Source organism: Enterobacter sp. CPE_E890 (assembly GCF_046521475.1).
GTDB classification, from domain to species: domain Bacteria; phylum Pseudomonadota; class Gammaproteobacteria; order Enterobacterales; family Enterobacteriaceae; genus Enterobacter; species Enterobacter adelaidei.
Genome location: NZ_JBKFZW010000001.1, coordinates 2,349,797 through 2,366,366 on the forward strand (window position 1 = coordinate 2,349,797; position 16,570 = coordinate 2,366,366).

The window sequence follows — 16,570 nt, forward strand, 5'->3', positions numbered from 1 at the left end:
CCTCCGTATGCGCCGCTACACAATGCTGTAAACACCGGCTCCCCAGTACCCCTTACCCGGGCGAGTCTGTTCTTTCCAGCCTAATGCGATCAGTTCTTTTGCAATAAACCGGTTCATGATCCCGTGTCCCATGAGCAAGACGGGTCCGTCGGAGCCCTTAGCCGCCGTCACGAGGAACTCTGCCGCCTTAACGGCACGACTTTTTGCCATTCTTACGCACTCTACCTCTCCAGACAGGCCACAGAGCCAAAGTACTCGAAATAACGCTGCCCAATGAAAAGGCGATAACCGCAACCCCGGGATACGGAATACCGGTAGCTCCGCCTCCCGAAACACGTCATCAATGAAGCCAGGCTCACATCCCAGTGTTTTTAACGATGAGAGGGCTCTCGGAAGCGGACTGCTGATGAAGGTGAGTGCGCGATAAATCAGCACTTTACTGATTTCCGGTGGCATATCGCGGCCCGTAGAAGAGAGATTATAGTTGTCGATCCACTCCGGCATTTCCCTGCACGACACTTTTGGCGCGCCTGCGTATTGGGGCTTTCCATGTCGCATCAAAATAATTTCCATAAAAATCTTATCGTCTGTCATCCACTCGTCGCAGGCAGACTAGCGCGTTCTGGCGAAAATGTTCTACCACTTGTTTTAGTGGGGAGTACGCGTTCTATATAACGAGCAGGAGGAAGGCATCTATCCGGCCTACATCATTAGTCATTCGAAGTATGGTTTTAACCAACTGAAATATAAATGATATAAAAAAAATCCCCACGCAAACTTGGACAAATAACAACAATTGTGTAAGTTTTAATTATGCGATTACGCCACGTTATTTACAGCCGGGATGTGACCCATGAGCACGTTGCACACTGTCGTGAGTCGTTTTGTGAATTACTACACCGCACTGGATAGCCAGCCACCCTCTGCGCTGGCTGAGCTTTATCATTCAAATGCCACGCTTATCGATCCGTTCGGCGAGCATCAGGGGATTTTTGCGCTTCAGCGCTATTTCACCCAGCTTCTGGCCAATGTCGAAGATTGCCGTTTCACTATCGATCCGCCGCTGTGCAGCGAAAGCTGCTTTGCTGTCACCTGGGTAATGCACTGGTTGCACCCGCGCATTGCGGGTGGAGAGCCGCTCGAACTGCCGGGATGTTCGGTAGTGGAGACGGAAAACCATCTCATCACACGTCAACGTGATTACTACGATGCGGGAGAGATGCTCTACGAACACCTTCCTCTGCTTGGCTGGGCGGTACGCGGCGTGAAGCGGAGGGTGAAATCATGAAGACGGTGCTCATTACTGGCGCAAGCTCGGGTATTGGCGCCGGGCTGGCGAAATCATTTGCCGCTGACGGCTACCACGTGATTGCCTGCGGGCGCGACCCTGCACGTCTTGAAGCCCTGCACCAGAGTTGCCCCAATCTTACCGTTCGCCTGTTCGATATGACAGACAGGGACGCCTGTCGCCAGGCCCTGACCGGCAGCTATGCCGATTTGATCATTCTTTGCGCCGGTACCTGCGAATACCTCGATCATGGCGAGGTAGATGCGGCGCTGGTGGAACGCGTTATGGCGACAAACTTCCTCGGCCCGGTGAATTGCCTTGAGATGCTGCAGTCGCAGATGGCTGTTGGCAACCGTGTGGTGCTGGTGAGCTCGATGGCCCACTGGCTTCCATTTCCACGCGCGGAGGCCTACGGCGCGTCCAAAGCGGCGCTGAGCTGGTTTGCCGAGAGCTTGCGCCTTGACTGGGAGCCAAAAGGGATTGCTGTCACGGTTGTTTCTCCGGGTTTTGTTGACACGCCTCTGACGCGCAAAAATGATTTTGTCATGCCTGGCCGGGTGACTGTCGACGACGCGGTTAAGGCGATCCGCACCGGGCTGGCGGCAGGAAAAATGCATATCGCGTTTCCTGACGGTTTCGGCCTGATTATGCGATTACTCTCCGGACTGCCTGCGTTTCTTCAGCGTGCGCTGCTGCGCAGGATGGTGCGTTCATGAACATTGCGATTATCGGCAGCGGCATCGCCGGCCTGACCTGCGCCTGGCGCCTGGCCGGGCACCATCGGGTGACGCTGTTTGAAGCGGGAGCCACGCCCGGCGGCCATACCGCAACGGTTGACGTGACGACACCTCAGGGCACATACGCGATCGATACCGGGTTTATCGTCTACAACGACCGCACCTACCCGCGGTTTATGGGGCTACTCAGCGAGCTGGGCATCAGCGGGCAAAAAACGCAGATGAGCTTTTCGGTGCGCAATCCCGCGACCGGGCTGGAGTACAACGGACACACCCTGACATCGCTGTTTGCCCAGCGTCGAAATCTGGCGAATCCGACGTTCTGGCGGCTGCTCGGGGAGATCGTCCGCTTCAATCGGCTGGCGAAAGAGACGCTGGCTGGGGAGGTGGACCCGAATGCCACGCTACAAACGTTTCTGGAGCAGCACGGCTTCACGCCGTTTTTTGCGCGCCACTACATTCTGCCGATGGGGGCCGCCATCTGGTCATCGTCGTTGCAGGAGATGAAGCGTTTCCCCTTGCCGCTCTTTTTACGCTTCTTTCACCATCATGGCCTGCTGGATATCACCCATCGCCCGCAGTGGTACGTGGTACCCGGCGGCTCGCGGGAGTATATCCGCGCCATGCTGGACAAATTGGGCAACCGCATGACGCTACACCTCAACGTGCCGGTGCAGCGGGTGAGCCGACACGCTCGCGGGGTTACGCTTCAGCTTGAAAACGGCAGCCATACCTTCGACCAGGTCATTTTTGCCTGCCACTCCGACAGTGCCCTGGCGATGCTTGATGACCCCACGCCCGCAGAGCGCGAGGTGCTGGGCGATATCGGCTGGCAGCGCAACGAGGTCGTTTTACACGGCGATCCGCGCTGGCTGCCGGTTCGGCAGCGGGCATGGGCCAGCTGGAACTACCGCCTGAGCGAACACGAGCAGGCCAGCGCCTGTGTTACCTACAACATGAATATTTTGCAGGGGTTGCCTGTGGGTAGCCCGCTGTTCTGCGTCACCCTGAACCCGGACACGCCGATGGATGAACGCTTCGTTCTGCAACGTTTTGTTTATGAACATCCGCTTTTTAACCCGAAAAGTTGGCGGGCACAGGCGCGGCGGGGCGAGATCAACGGCCACCAGAGAAGCTGGTTTTGCGGGGCCTACTGGTACAACGGTTTTCATGAAGATGGCGTGCGCAGCGCGCTGGACGTGGTCAATGCGATAGCGTCCGGAGAGGGGAACTGAGATGAACAGCTGCCTCTATCATGGCGTACTACGCCACCGTCGCCTTCAGCCGAAAACCCATGAATTTCGCTACAGCGTCTTTATGGCCTGGCTGGATCTGGATGAACTGCCGCTGCTGGCCTCCGTCGGCGTGCGGCGCAATCGCTTTGCCGCCGCCGCGTTTTATGACGCGGATTATCCGCTGGGCACGCCGCTCAGGGAGAACGTGCTGAACAGGCTGGAAAGCCTGACCAGAGAACGCCCGGACGGGCGGGTGATGCTTCTGACACAGTTGCGCTATTTCGGCTTTCATTTCAATCCGGTCAACTTTTACTACTGCTACGACGGGAAGGGAATGCTGCGCTGGGTGCTGGCGGAGGTTCGCAACACGCCGTGGAATGAACGTCATTACTATGCCGTTAACGGACAAAATGCGCAGCCCACCGAAAAAGCGTTTCACGTTTCCCCCTTCAACCCGATGGACATGGTCTATCACTGGCGCTTTAACGACCCGGATAACACGCTGCATATGCACATTGAAAATCATCAGGAAGGGAAAGTTTTCGATGCCACGCTGGCGCTACGCCGGGCGCCTCTGACACGCCCGGCACTGCGCTCACTGCTATTGCGCATCCCGCTCATGACCCTGAAAACCGTTTTCGCCATTTACTGGCAGGCGCTGCGCCTGTGGCTCAAGCGTGTGCCGCTGTACAACCATCCCGTCAGCAGGAGTGAACGCTCATGACCGATCCTGTCTTTGCGCTTGAACCCGATATCCCGCGCAACGTCCGCATCGCGCGCTGGCTGCTTTTTCGTTTGCTAAGCGGTATTCGCGGCGGCTCGCTGACGCTGCGCGAAGGGGCACAAACTTTCCATTTTGGCGAGACATCCTCCGCGCTGCATGCGGATGTGCAAATCCTTTCTCCCGGCGTCTACTGGCGTGTCTTAACCGGCGGTAGCCTTGCCGCGGCAGAAGCCTGGATGGACGGCGAATGGGAAACCACGCAACTCACGCCGCTTCTCGAGCTGTTGGCGCTTAACGGCGAGGTACTTGGCCGTCTGGAAAACGGCTTCCGCCTGCTTGGCAGGCCGCTGGAGCGGATACGCCACTGGACGCGGCGTAACTCCCGCGCGCAGGCACGTGAAAATATTGCCGCCCATTACGATCTGGGCAACACCTTTTATGCCCATTTTCTGGATAAGGAGCTGCTCTATTCCAGCGCGCTGTTTACCGCGGACGAGCAGGATCTGACGGCGGCGCAGCAGGCAAAAATGGCGCGTTTGTGCGAACAACTGGCTCTGAATGAGACCGATCACCTGCTGGAAATTGGCACGGGCTGGGGCGCGATGGCGGAATACGCCGCGCGTCACTACGGCTGTCGGGTAACCACTACCACGCTGTCGAAAGAGCAATATCTCTGGGCGACGGAGCGGATCGCTCGCGCTGGATTGCAGGATCGCGTCGAGGTACTGCTTTGCGATTACCGTGACCTTACCGGGCAGTATGACAAGCTGGTCTCAATAGAGATGATTGAAGCCGTAGGGCAGCGCTACTTGCCAGTGTTCTTCCGTACCTGCCAGGCGCGGCTGCGTCCGGGAGGTCGCATGGCAATTCAGGCCATTACCATTCAGGATCAGCGCTATCGCGACTACAGCAAAAGCGTCGATTTTATTCAGCGCTATATTTTTCCCGGCGGCTTCTTGCCAAGCATTACCGCGATGAATGAGCTGATGACACGCCACACCGATTTCGTGGTGCGTAATCTCTTCGACATGGGGCCTGACTACGCCCGCACGCTGGCCCACTGGCGGCAGCGCTTTATCCATACCTGGCAGGAGATTGAAAAACTCGGGTTCGATGAGCGTTTTCGCAGGATGTGGCTTTACTACTTTGGCTACTGCGAAGCCGGGTTTAACGCCCGCACCATTAGCGTAGTGCAGTTGACCGCTGAGCGCGTATGAAACGATACATTCAGGTCTTCCTGCTGGCCATAGCGTTCGATCTTTACTGGGCGCTGGTGGTGCTTTTTCGAGAACAGGGCCTGATTATCTGGCTCGCGCTGGCGATCCTTGCCTGTCTGTTATTGCCGTCAGCATACCGTCTGTACGCAATTGGTCTGGCCGCAGCGGGCTGCCTGCTGGATGCGCTCTGGGTGTTAACGGGGCTGATTTCCTTCAGGAGCGAGTCCCTGATACCGCTATGGATGGTGGCATTGTGGCTGATGTTCGCCACCGTCTGGACACAGCTTACGCTCACTACGACCTTACCCGGCTGGCTGCTGACGCTGCTGGCGGCCACAGGAGGACCGGTGGCGTACCTGATTGGCGAGCGACTGGGGGCCATCACGTTTCTGGAGCCGACCTTTATCGTCGTCAGTTGGATGGTGCCGGGCTGGCTGGTGTTGATGCTGTTTTTCCACCTGCTGTTGGGGAGACAAAAATGAGGTCTGCCGTTTTGCTTATCTGGCTGATGACCATGTCCCCTCTGGTTCAGGCGGCCGACTGGCTGGCCTGGCGTAAGGTAGGGGATGCCACGCTGACGTGGGGACCGTTCACCGTCTATACCTCCCAGCTGCGCACTCCCGATGGTCGATACAGCCGGGAAAATCAGGATCAGGCGCTAATTATTACCTATGCGCGCGATATCGATCGCGATGAGCTGGTTGAAGCGACCCGCGACCAGTGGAAGGCTCAGGGGATCCTGGCGCAGGAACCGCAAGGCGAAGCCTGGCTGCGTATGCTTCAGTCACTGTGGCCGGATGTCAGACCGGGTTCGCAACTGGCATTTGTCATCAATGATAAGCAGGGGCAGTTCTGGTATCGCGAACCCACTTCCCAGAAAAGTTTTATTCCCCTGGGACCACGCCAGTCAGAAGCATTCAGTACTCGCTTTCTGGCGATCTGGCTTGGCCCACGCACACAGTATCCAGACCTGCGTCAGCAGTTAATCGGAGGCCAAAAATGAAACGTATCCTGATGATGGCACTGGCATTCTTGATGCTGCTGGCCGGCTGTAGCACAGACGTGACCGAGTATCGCCAGCAGCAGCCACGGCTCGATATCTTCCACTACTTCCAGGGCAAAACCGAAGCGTGGGGGATGGTGCAGGATCGCAGCGGCAAGCAGATCCGCCGTTTTCACGTTGAGATTGCCGGGGATGTGATCGGCGATACGCTGACGCTCAATGAACACTTTGTTTATGACGACGGTGAAAAGCAGCAGCGGGTCTGGCATATCCGCCGCGTGGGGAACGATCGCTACGAGGGAACGGCAGGGGACATTGAAGGGGTTGCCACCGGGCAGGCAGCAGGCAACGCCTTTAACTGGCATTACAGCATGAATGTGAAGGCGAACGGCAGTACCTGGCTGCTCAAGTTTGACGACTGGATGTACCTGCAGGATGAGACACATCTGTTCAACAAAACCGAGATGAAGAAGCTGGGCGTCACCGTCGCCACGGTGACGCTGTTCTTTACCCGGAAGGGTGAGTGATTCGCCGTTATGCGAGCTCTTTGCGAATAATCTCCGCCCCGGCGCTCAGGGCCTTCAGTTTACCGTTGGCAACCTGACGGGAAAGAGGAGCCATACCGCAGTTGGTTGACGGGTAAAGCTTATCGGCATCAACAAACTGCAGGGCTTTACGCAGCGTATCGGCCACTTCTTCTGGCGTTTCGACGCTGTTAGTGGCGACATCAATCGCGCCAACCATCACTTTTTTACCGCGAATCAGCTCCAGCAAATCCATCGGTACGCGGGAGTTGTGGCACTCCAGGGAGATAATGTCGATGGTAGAGGTCTGCAGTTTAGGGAAGGCCTCTTCGTACTGGCGCCACTCCGAGCCGAGCGTCTTTTTCCAGTCAGTGTTGGCTTTAATACCGTACCCGTAGCAGATATGTACCGCCGTTTCACATTTCAGGCCTTCAACGGCGCGTTCCAGCGCGGCGATGCCCCAGTCGTTCACCTCATCAAAAAACACATTAAACGCCGGCTCATCAAACTGAATAATATCGACGCCAGCTGCTTCTAATTCTCTTGCTTCCTGATTCAGGATTTTGGCGAACTCCCAGGCCAGCTTTTCACGGCTTTTATAGTGCGCGTCGTAAAGGGTGTCGATCATGGTCATCGGCCCAGGCAGGGCCCATTTGATTGGCTTGTCCGTGAGCTGGCGTAGGTACTTCGCGTCATCCACGAATACCGGTTTCTGGCGCGCAACGGCAGAGACCACGGTCGGCACGCTGGCGTCATAGCGGTTACGAATGCGTACGGTCTGGCGGTTTTCAAAATCAACGCCGCTCAGGTGTTCAATAAAGGTGGTGACAAAGTGCTGGCGGGTTTGTTCACCGTCGCTGACGATATCAATACCCGCACGGATCTGCTCATCCAGAGATAAACGAAGTGCGTCCTGTTTCCCCGTGAGTAATTCCTGATCCTGTAATTTCCAGGGTGACCACAGCGTTTCAGGTTGAGCAAGCCAGGTCGGCTTAGGCAGGCTGCCAGCCGTAGAAGTCGGGAGCAATGTTTTCATAGTAAAAGACCTTTTTTGATGTATTAAAGCGTGTAGTTATCAGACCACTGCTCAAGAATGTGTTGGTAAGGCTTAATGAAGTATTCTTCGGTAAATCGACCCTGTTCAATCGCCAGACGGCTTCGCTCTTCGCGGTCATAAACAATTTTTGTTAATGAGTGATCCTGCTGGTTCAGATCCGGTCGATAGAAAAGTCCCGCCGCCGAGTTAGCGTTATAAATTTCCGGGCGATAGATTTTCTGGAACGTTTCCATCGTGCTGATGGTGCCGATCAGTTCCAGATCGGTGTAATCAATCAGCAAATCGCCGGTAAAAAAGAACGCAAAAGGTGCGACGCTGTTTTCAGGCATGAAATAGCGTACGTTAAGGCCCATCTTCGCGAAGTACTGCTCTGTTAAAGACTCGCCATCCGGCTGATACTCGATGCCGAGCACAGGGTGCTCGTTTCCCGTACGGCGGTAGGTATCTTTGCTGGAGACGCTCAGGCAAATTACAGGTGCATTTTTGAAATTCTCTCTGTACTCAGATGAGCTCATAAAATGGCGGAAGATATTGCCATGCAGCTCGCCAAATTTTTCCGGAATGCTGAAGTGTTGTTGGTTTTTATTGTGCTCAAGCAGCAGCACGCTGAAATCATAATCCCGTACATACGACGAGAAGTTATTCCCGACAATGCCAGGGATACGCTGGTTGTTTTTCTTGTCGACAATGGTGGTCTGCAGTATCTCAATGGCCGGGAATGCTTTCTCAGCACCGATGTTCATCTCAACTGAAATGATTTCAAGTTCGACCGCATAGCGATCGGCATTTGGGTTATCCCAGCGCGCCAGGGCGTTAAAACGGTTGTTGATCATCACCAGCGTATTGCGCAGGTTTTCCTGACGCTTTTCCCCGCGCGCCAGGTTGGCAAAGTTGGTGGTCGTACGCGTATTTTCAGACGGGTTGTAATTCTCATCGAAGCAACTGCGCTTAAGGGTATATGTGAAAGCTTTGCTCATTGTGGTTATGCATCCTAAGTTCATGTTGCCAAGAAGTTACCGATGCATAATTTATGCCTGAGCCCGCAGCGCAGGGGAAGTGACTTAATTTCAATGCAACATGAGGGAAGTTCATTAACAGGATTGCGCACAGGCTGGAGAGTGAAGTGAAAGAGGAAGGGGCATCGCGCCCCTTAGCGTTAGGCTGTAGGCCTTTCGTTCCAGGCGTCGCTGTGCATGATGTTCCCGTCGACGATGCGCCAGGTAATTTTTTCGTACTGCAGGCTTACGCTTTCAACGTGGTTCATTTTATCGTTGGCAGTGATCTTCACGTTTGGCACGCTGCAGTTAACACCAGTAACCTTTACGTTCTCCATTAGTACGGAGTAATAACAGACTTCCTGTCCGGCATCATTAATATGATAGAACTTGATTTCAGCGCTTTTAAGCGCCTGACCGGTAGATGCTGCTTTGTAGAGATAGGGCGTGGAGCTATCAACTTCCTTTTCAATGCGCATGGATGAGTGTTGACGCGTGCCGGTGATCTTGCCGTTAGCGCTGTCTACCGGGAGGTTGATGCCATGGCTCAGCCCTATGATCTCAATGCTGCCTTCACGGTCCTGAACATCAACGGAACCTTTAATATGTGCTCCACCGTCGTCTTTTAGCCACATGTAGGGAGGAATTGGCATTCGTTATTTCCTTATTTTATTGAATAGCAGAGTTGTTAAGCGATAAATAACCGTGGTGAGGGTCAGTACAATTAAAATATCAATATTGGTATATGTGTCATATATTGTTTCAGCATTCACATCGCCATAAATAAAATCACATATAGATGAGGCGACGTCGTGGTCTAGATAGCGTTCAGCGGGCCCCAATGTGCGGCCTACTATAATGCTGATGCATATAAACCAGGCCGTTTTCAATAGCCTGATGCCCCATTTACGGGCAAGTGCTGGTATAGCCACTTTCACTCACCTCAACCCAGCCGCGTGCCATCAGCGAACGCATACAGGGAACTTCAATAAGCTCTGTACTCATGAGAGCATTCCGGATTAATGCGTAATCAGAATTATGGGCAATCGTGATACATCCCTCAGATACCGTACCCGGATGCAGCCGAAACAAACCCCGGTAGACGTTATCAATCCAGGTACCATCATCGATTCCCCAGTCATCCTTGTATAAAGCAAACCACTCATCGCGGCCAAATTCTGCGCCAGATCTCACCTTGTTCCACCGATCCTGAACCTTCGCTTTTAATCCTGAAAAGAAACCTCCAGTCCCTCTGTCAACAATCCAGTATTTACCTGGGGGAATTGGACCCGATCCTTTGACTGCACCACATAATCCATTGTTTCTGTAAATTCCCTGCCCGGAATGCGCCATAAACACGCCAACGCCGTGCAGGTTAAAAGGCGCATAGTCAGCACCGTTAAGCAGCATTGTTCCTTTTAAGGCCATATTTTCTCCTTAGTATTTTAATAAGAGAAAAGCAGCCTACGCCTGATGTGGGTACAGATATTCAACTCACATCATATTTCTGCGCTGCTGATTTTTTTTAAGAAAATGACCTGACAATTTTTAATCACTCTTTAGGAGTTAACGCTGAATGACTAATGAGCCAGACTCAGTTAAAAAAACGACATGCCTACTTCTCTGGCACACGCTCCGCAATTCCCGCTATAATCCCCAAAATTTCCAATCGGTTTAGAAACGATCATGACAAAACTCACCTTACAAGAGCAGATGCTGAAAGCAGGCCTGGTCAGCAGCAAGAAAGCGGCGAAAGTGCAGCGCACGGCAAAGAAATCACGCGTTCAGGCGCGTGAAGCTCGGGAAGCGGTAGAAGAGAACAAGAAAGCGCAGATCGAGCGCGATAAACTGCTGAGCGAGCAGCAAAAACAGGCCGTTCTGGCGAAAGAGTTTAAGGCGCAGGTGAAGCAACTGATTGAGATGAACCGCATCACCGTTTCAAGGGGCAACATCACCTTTAACTTCACCGACGGTAATCTGATCAAGAGAATCGAGGTTGATAAGCAGACTCAAACTCAGTTGATTAACGGTCGTCTGGCGATTGCCCGCCTGGTCATCAACGCCAGCGGTGACTGCGAATACGCAATTATCCCGGCTTTGGTGGCAGACAAAATTGCCCAGCGCGATGCCGACAGTATCGTATTAAACAGCGCGCTCAGCCAGGAAGAGCAGGACGAAGACGATCCGTACGCGGACTTCAAAATTCCGGACGATTTGATGTGGTAAATCCCCTTCAGAACGGGGCGGCGTGACGGGCGTTAACCGGCTCTCCGCTCACGGGATGAATAAAATTCAATTCGCAGGCATGCAGCATCAGCCGGGGCGCGTCTTCCGCTCCCGGCGCTTCGAGACCACCATACAGATCGCAGCCCAGAATCGGGTGCCCCAACTGCTGGCAGTGAATGCGCAACTGGTGGGTTCGCCCGGTCTCCGGGGTGAGTTTCACCCGTGTTAACGGCAGTCCCGTCTCCTGATAAAACCTTTCCACCACCCGATAGTGGGAGCGGGCGGGTTTACCATTTTTCGCGCAGATCGACATCAATGGGAATAGCGCCGGATCTTTGGCAATCGGCGCATCAATTACACCTTCGTCATTTTCAACATGTCCGCAAAGCAGGGCGCTGTAGACTTTCTCCACGCTGCGCTGGCTGAACTGTTCGCACAGTGCGGCATTGATGGCTTTATTGCGCGCAACCACCATCAACCCTGAGGTACCAAAATCCAGGCGGTGTACCAGCGTGCAGCCAGGGAACGTCTGGACCAGACGATAATGGACAGAATCGAGGTTTTGCGGATTTTTGCCCGAGAGGCTGAGCAGACCGGAAGGTTTATTGATCAACAGCAGATGTTCATCCTGCCAGAGGATCTCGATGTTGTCGTGACACGGTGGGGCAATAAAAGAATCAATAATCGCAGACATCAGGCCGCCCGGCTGGAGAGTGGGAGCGGATGATAACTAAATGCGGAGAAAAGAAAAACCCTCCCACCGGGCGGTGAGAGGGGAATATCTTAAGCAGCTACGAAACTGTCGATAGCAGATTTCGCATCGGTCTGCGCTTTGGTCGCCATTTCAGGACCGTAGGCAATACCTTCAGCGAACACGAAGTTCACATCAGTGATACCGATGAAGCCCAGGAAAACGGTCAGATATGGTGCAACCAGGTCGGTTGGGGTGTCTTTGTGGATACCGCCACGGCTGGTCAGTACGATCGCACGTTTACCTTTTACCAGGCCTTCAGGACCGTTCTCGGTGTAACGGAAGGTTACGCCAGCACGCGCCACCAGGTCGAAATAGTTCTTCAACTGAGTTGGGATGTTGAAGTTGTACATTGGGGCGTTAATGACGATAACGTCGTGCGCCTGCAGCTCAGCAATCAGTTCGTCGGACAGGGCCAGAGCTTCCTGCTGACGTGGGCTCAGTGGTGCATCGCTTGGACGCAGCGCGCCAACCAGCTCGCCGTCCAGCACAGGAATTGGGTTTGCAGCCAGGTCACGCACGGTGATTTCGTCAGCAGAATGCTGTTCACGCCACTGTTCAACGAAGTAATCAGACAGCTGACCAGACTGAGAGTACCCTGCCAGAATACTGGATTTCAAAACTAATACTTTGCTCATGGGTGATTCCTGTTATTGCATTTGATTGAAGGGGGTTGCCCCGTTGCTTGTTGACACTCTATTCACAATCCTGCCATAGAGATAGCGCAATATATCGAAGCCTATGTTCGAATTTTTTGAATAAGGCGCTGAAAGCACCAATGTGGTACTCTATAGCAATCATTAAAAAGAGATTTTACCTGGCAGTGCACTGCCCGTTAACGCTATGACAGAACAACAAAAACTCACCTTCGCGATGCTCCTGCAACAGCTTGATTCGCTGACGCTGCGTGATAAACAGCGCTTTGCCCGCCGTCTGCACGGCGTGAAGAAGGTTAAAAATCCTGATGCACAACAGGCCATTTACCAGGAGATGGCAAAAGAGATTGAACAGGCGGCAGGGAAAGTTGTGCTGCGTGAAGCTGCGCGTCCGGCGATCAATTACCCGGATAACCTGCCCGTCAGTCAGAAAAAACAGGACATCCTCGAAGCTATCCGCGATCATCAGGTGGTGATTGTCGCGGGTGAAACCGGTTCGGGGAAAACCACCCAACTGCCGAAAATCTGTATGGAGCTTGGCCGCGGGATCAAAGGGCTGATTGGCCACACCCAGCCGCGTCGTCTGGCGGCGCGTACTGTTGCGAACCGTATTGCCGAAGAGCTGCAAACGGAGCCGGGCGGTTGCATCGGTTACAAAGTGCGATTCAGCGACCACGTTAGCGATAACACCATGGTCAAACTGATGACCGACGGTATTCTGCTGGCGGAAATCCAGCAGGATCGCCTGCTGATGCAGTACGACACCATCATTATTGACGAAGCGCACGAACGCAGCCTGAACATCGACTTCCTGCTAGGCTACCTGAAAGAGCTGCTGCCGCGTCGCCCGGATCTGAAAATCATCATCACCTCCGCAACCATCGACCCGGAACGCTTCTCGAAGCATTTCAACAATGCGCCGATTATCGAGGTGTCTGGACGCACGTATCCCGTGGAAGTGCGCTATCGCCCGATTGTGGAAGAGGCGGATGATACCGAGCGTGACCAGCTGCAGGCTATTTTCGATGCCGTTGACGAACTGGGTAACGAAAGCGCGGGTGATATTCTGATCTTTATGAGCGGCGAGCGCGAAATTCGCGACACCGCCGACGCGCTCAGCAAGCGCGATCTGCGCCACACGGAGATCCTGCCGCTGTACGCACGTCTGTCAAACAGCGAACAGAACCGCGTGTTCCAGGCGCACAGCGGGCGACGTATCGTGCTGGCGACCAACGTGGCGGAAACCTCGCTGACCGTACCGGGGATCAAACACGTTATCGACCCGGGTACGGCGCGTATCAGTCGCTATAGCTACCGTACCAAAGTTCAGCGCCTGCCGATTGAGCCGGTTTCCCAGGCCTCGGCGAACCAGCGTAAGGGCCGCTGTGGTCGTGTGTCAGAAGGGATCTGTATTCGTCTTTACTCTGAGGACGATTTCCTGTCGCGTCCGGAATTTACTGACCCGGAAATTCTGCGCACCAACCTGGCGTCCGTTATCCTGCAGATGACTGCCCTGGGGCTGGGCGACATCGCGGCGTTCCCGTTCGTGGAAGCGCCGGACAAACGCAACATTCAGGACGGTGTACGTCTGCTGGAAGAGCTCGGCGCTATTACCACCGATGAGCAGGCAACGGCTTATAAGCTGACGCCGCTGGGCCGTCAGCTCAGCCAGTTGCCGGTCGACCCGCGTCTGGCGCGTATGGTGCTGGAAGCACAAAAACACGGCTGCGTGCGTGAAGCGATGATCATCACCTCGGCGCTCTCCATTCAGGATCCGCGTGAACGTCCGATGGACAAACAGCAGGCGTCTGATGAAAAACACCGCCGCTTCCACGATAAAGAGTCCGATTTCCTCGCTTTCGTGAACCTGTGGAACTACCTCGGCGAGCAGCAAAAAGCGCTCTCCTCGAACCAGTTCCGCCGCCAGTGTCGCGTGGATTTCCTCAACTACCTGCGCGTACGCGAGTGGCAGGATATCTACACCCAGCTCCGCCAGGTGGTGAAAGAGCTGGGCATTCCGGTCAACAGTGAACCGGCGGAATACCGGGAAGTGCATATCGCACTGCTGACCGGTTTGTTGTCCCATATCGGGATGAAGGACGCAGAAAAGCAGGAGTATACCGGCGCGCGTAACGCCCGTTTCTCCATCTTCCCCGGTTCCGGCTTGTTCAAAAAACCGCCGAAATGGACCATGGTGGCCGAGCTGGTGGAAACTAGCCGTCTGTGGGGGCGCATTGCGGCGCGTATCGATCCGGAATGGGTTGAGCCGGTGGCGCAACATCTGCTGAAACGCTCGTACAGTGAGCCACACTGGGAGCGTGCGCAGGGCGCGGTAATGGCGACTGAGAAGGTGACCGTCTACGGTCTGCCTGTCGTGGCCGCGCGTAAGGTCAACTACAGCCAGATCGATCCGGCTCTGTGCCGCGAGCTGTTTATCCGCCATGCGCTGGTGGAAGGTGATTGGCAGACTCGCCACGCCTTCTTCCGCGAAAACCTCAAACTGCGCGCCGAGGTGGAAGAGCTGGAACACAAATCCCGCCGTCGCGACATTTTGGTGGACGACGAGGCGCTGTTTGAGTTTTACGATCAGCGCATCAGCCATGATGTGATCTCTGCCCGTCACTTCGACAGCTGGTGGAAGAAAGCCAGCAAAGAGACGCCAGACCTGCTCAACTTTGAGAAGAGCATGTTGATTAAGGAAGGGGCGGAGTCAGTCAGCAAACTTGATTACCCGAACTTCTGGCATCAGGGCAACCTCAAGCTGCGGTTGACCTATCAGTTTGAACCCGGCGCAGACGCGGATGGGGTGACCGTACACATTCCGCTACCACTGTTAAACCAGGTGGAAGAGAGCGGGTTCGAGTGGCAAATTCCTGGCCTGCGTCGCGAACTGGTCATTGCATTAATCAAATCGCTGCCTAAACCGGTGCGCCGCAACTTTGTGCCTGCGCCAAACTATGCGGAAGCCTTTTTAGGCCGCGTCACACCGCTGGAACTGCCGCTGCTGGACGCGCTGGAGCGTGAATTCCGACGCATGACCGGCACGACCATCGACCGCGATGACTGGAACTGGGATCAGGTGCCCGATCACCTGAAAATCAGCTTCCGCGTGGTGGACGATAAAAACAAAAAGCTGCAGGAAGGGCGTTCCCTGACCGAATTGAAAGAGGCGTTGAAAGGCAAAGTCCAGGAGACGCTCTCTGCGGTTGCGGATGACGGTATCGAGCAGAGCGGATTGCACATCTGGAGTTTTGGTCAGCTTCCGGAAAGCTACGAGCAGAAGCGCGGTAACTATAAGGTGAAGGCCTGGCCTGCGCTGGTCGATGAGCGCGACAGTGTGGCGATCAAGCTGTTTGATAACCCGCAGGAACAGCAACAGATGATGTGGCGCGGCCTGCGCCGCTTGCTGCTATTGAATATCCCGTCGCCGATTAAGTATCTGCACGAGAAGTTACCGAACAAAGCCAAACTGGGGCTGTACTTTAACCCATACGGTAAAGTGCTGGATCTGATCGACGACTGCATCTCCTGCGGCGTGGACAAACTGATCCACGAGGCGGGTGGTCCGGTCTGGACGGAAGCAGGTTTTGCTCAGCTTCATGACAAGGTGCGCGCGGAGCTGAACGACACGGTGGTAGAGATTGCCAAGCAGGTCGAGCAAATCCTCACCACCGTTTTCAATATCAACAAACGTCTGAAAGGGCGCGTGGATATGACCATGGCGCTGGGGCTGTCAGATGTAAAAGCACAGATGGCCGGGCTGGTGTACCGTGGGTTTGTCACCGGGAACGGCTTTAAGCGACTCGGCGATACGCTGCGTTATCTGCAGGCGATTGAAAAACGGCTCGAGAAAATGGCTATCGACCCACATCGCGATCGCGCTCAGATGTTGAAAGTGGAGAGCGTGCAGCAGGCGTGGCAGCAGTGGCTGAATAAACTGCCGCCGACACGCCGCGACGATGAAGACGTTCAGGCAGTCCGCTGGATGATCGAAGAGCTCCGTGTCAGCTTCTTTGCCCAGCAGCTCGGTACGCCGTATCCGATTTCGGATAAACGTATTTTGCAGACAATGGAGCAGATTTCCGGTTAAAACCCTTGCCCGGTGGCGCTGCGCTTACCGGGCCTACGGAAGAAAATGTAGGCCGGGTAAGGCGTAG

At 54.6% G+C, this 16,570-nt stretch carries 17 protein-coding genes; 10 read left to right on the top strand and 7 right to left on the bottom strand.

What is annotated here, in order from left to right; all coding sequences use genetic code 11:
• Positions 1 to 15: 15 nt before the first annotated feature.
• Complete coding sequence (locus ACLHV9_RS11660) at positions 16 to 594, bottom strand: histidine phosphatase family protein (protein ID WP_238934274.1); 579 nt, start codon at positions 592 to 594, stop codon at positions 16 to 18.
• A 259-nt stretch (positions 595 to 853) separates the two neighbouring features.
• On the opposite strand from ACLHV9_RS11660, the gene ACLHV9_RS11665 reads away from it, so the two are divergent.
• Genes ACLHV9_RS11665 through ACLHV9_RS11700 form a run of 8 tightly spaced genes read left to right on the top strand, consistent with a single transcriptional unit; the run spans position 854 to position 6,731 of the window.
• Positions 854 to 1,288, top strand: a complete 435-nt coding sequence (locus ACLHV9_RS11665; RefSeq protein WP_407220497.1) for a nuclear transport factor 2 family protein — start codon at positions 854 to 856, stop codon at positions 1,286 to 1,288.
• Positions 1,285 to 2,004, top strand: a complete 720-nt coding sequence (locus ACLHV9_RS11670) for an SDR family NAD(P)-dependent oxidoreductase (protein ID WP_128348938.1) — start codon at positions 1,285 to 1,287, stop codon at positions 2,002 to 2,004. Before ACLHV9_RS11665 ends, ACLHV9_RS11670 begins: the two co-directional genes overlap by 4 nt.
• Positions 2,001 to 3,260 carry an NAD(P)/FAD-dependent oxidoreductase gene (locus ACLHV9_RS11675; protein WP_108089973.1) on the top strand — a complete coding sequence of 420 codons (1,260 nt, stop codon included), beginning with the start codon at positions 2,001 to 2,003 and terminating at the stop codon, positions 3,258 to 3,260. The genes ACLHV9_RS11670 and ACLHV9_RS11675 overlap by 4 nt, the downstream gene beginning before the upstream one ends.
• A 1-nt stretch (position 3,261) precedes the next feature.
• Positions 3,262 to 3,984 carry a DUF1365 domain-containing protein gene (locus tag ACLHV9_RS11680; protein ID WP_108089972.1) on the top strand — a complete coding sequence of 241 codons (723 nt, stop codon included), beginning with the start codon at positions 3,262 to 3,264 and terminating at the stop codon, positions 3,982 to 3,984.
• Positions 3,981 to 5,201 (top strand): class I SAM-dependent methyltransferase, encoded by a 1,221-nt coding sequence (locus ACLHV9_RS11685; protein WP_407220499.1) that lies wholly within the window; start codon positions 3,981 to 3,983, stop codon positions 5,199 to 5,201. The genes ACLHV9_RS11680 and ACLHV9_RS11685 overlap by 4 nt, the downstream gene beginning before the upstream one ends.
• Positions 5,198 to 5,683 (top strand): DUF2878 domain-containing protein, encoded by a 486-nt coding sequence (locus ACLHV9_RS11690; protein WP_108089970.1) that lies wholly within the window; start codon positions 5,198 to 5,200, stop codon positions 5,681 to 5,683. The genes ACLHV9_RS11685 and ACLHV9_RS11690 overlap by 4 nt, the downstream gene beginning before the upstream one ends.
• Positions 5,680 to 6,204: a hypothetical protein gene (locus tag ACLHV9_RS11695; RefSeq protein WP_407220501.1), complete on the top strand. Its 525-nt coding sequence runs from the start codon at positions 5,680 to 5,682 to the stop codon at positions 6,202 to 6,204. Before ACLHV9_RS11690 ends, ACLHV9_RS11695 begins: the two co-directional genes overlap by 4 nt.
• The gene (locus tag ACLHV9_RS11700) at positions 6,201 to 6,731 is read left to right on the top strand and encodes a DUF3833 domain-containing protein (protein WP_407220502.1); all 531 of its coding nucleotides are present in this window, start codon (positions 6,201 to 6,203) and stop codon (positions 6,729 to 6,731) included. Before ACLHV9_RS11695 ends, ACLHV9_RS11700 begins: the two co-directional genes overlap by 4 nt.
• A 7-nt stretch (positions 6,732 to 6,738) precedes the next feature.
• On the opposite strand, the gene ACLHV9_RS11705 is transcribed toward ACLHV9_RS11700, so the two are convergent.
• The 4 genes from ACLHV9_RS11705 to ACLHV9_RS11720 form a co-directional block, all read right to left on the bottom strand.
• On the bottom strand, positions 6,739 to 7,764 hold the full coding sequence (locus tag ACLHV9_RS11705) for a methionine synthase (protein ID WP_129324790.1): 1,026 nt from the start codon (positions 7,762 to 7,764) through the stop codon (positions 6,739 to 6,741).
• 23 nt (positions 7,765 to 7,787) lie between these two features.
• On the bottom strand, positions 7,788 to 8,762 hold the full coding sequence (locus ACLHV9_RS11710; RefSeq protein WP_407220503.1) for a DUF1852 domain-containing protein: 975 nt from the start codon (positions 8,760 to 8,762) through the stop codon (positions 7,788 to 7,790).
• A 179-nt stretch (positions 8,763 to 8,941) separates the two neighbouring features.
• The gene (locus tag ACLHV9_RS11715) at positions 8,942 to 9,433 is read right to left on the bottom strand and encodes an Hcp family type VI secretion system effector (RefSeq protein WP_108089966.1); all 492 of its coding nucleotides are present in this window, start codon (positions 9,431 to 9,433) and stop codon (positions 8,942 to 8,944) included.
• Positions 9,434 to 9,686: 253 nt separating this feature from the next.
• The gene (locus tag ACLHV9_RS11720; protein WP_108089964.1) at positions 9,687 to 10,208 is read right to left on the bottom strand and encodes a DUF2778 domain-containing protein; all 522 of its coding nucleotides are present in this window, start codon (positions 10,206 to 10,208) and stop codon (positions 9,687 to 9,689) included.
• Positions 10,209 to 10,466: 258 nt separating this feature from the next.
• Here ACLHV9_RS11720 and ACLHV9_RS11725 point away from each other — a divergent pair, with 258 nt between their 5' ends.
• Entirely contained in the window at positions 10,467 to 11,006 is a 540-nt protein-coding gene (locus ACLHV9_RS11725) for a DUF2058 domain-containing protein (RefSeq protein WP_407220505.1), read from the top strand.
• A gap of 7 nt (positions 11,007 to 11,013) precedes the next feature.
• Here the strand turns inward: ACLHV9_RS11725 and ACLHV9_RS11730 are convergent, their stop codons facing one another.
• Positions 11,014 to 11,700, bottom strand: coding sequence for an RluA family pseudouridine synthase (locus ACLHV9_RS11730; protein WP_208595253.1), 687 nt, complete (start codon positions 11,698 to 11,700; stop codon positions 11,014 to 11,016).
• A gap of 89 nt (positions 11,701 to 11,789) precedes the next feature.
• Positions 11,790 to 12,395, bottom strand: a complete 606-nt coding sequence (gene azoR, locus ACLHV9_RS11735) for an FMN-dependent NADH-azoreductase (protein WP_028017486.1) — start codon at positions 12,393 to 12,395, stop codon at positions 11,790 to 11,792.
• A gap of 205 nt (positions 12,396 to 12,600) precedes the next feature.
• On the opposite strand from azoR, the gene hrpA reads away from it, so the two are divergent.
• Positions 12,601 to 16,503, top strand: a complete 3,903-nt coding sequence (hrpA, locus tag ACLHV9_RS11740) for an ATP-dependent RNA helicase HrpA (protein ID WP_407220506.1) — start codon at positions 12,601 to 12,603, stop codon at positions 16,501 to 16,503.
• Positions 16,504 to 16,570 lie beyond the last annotated feature (67 nt).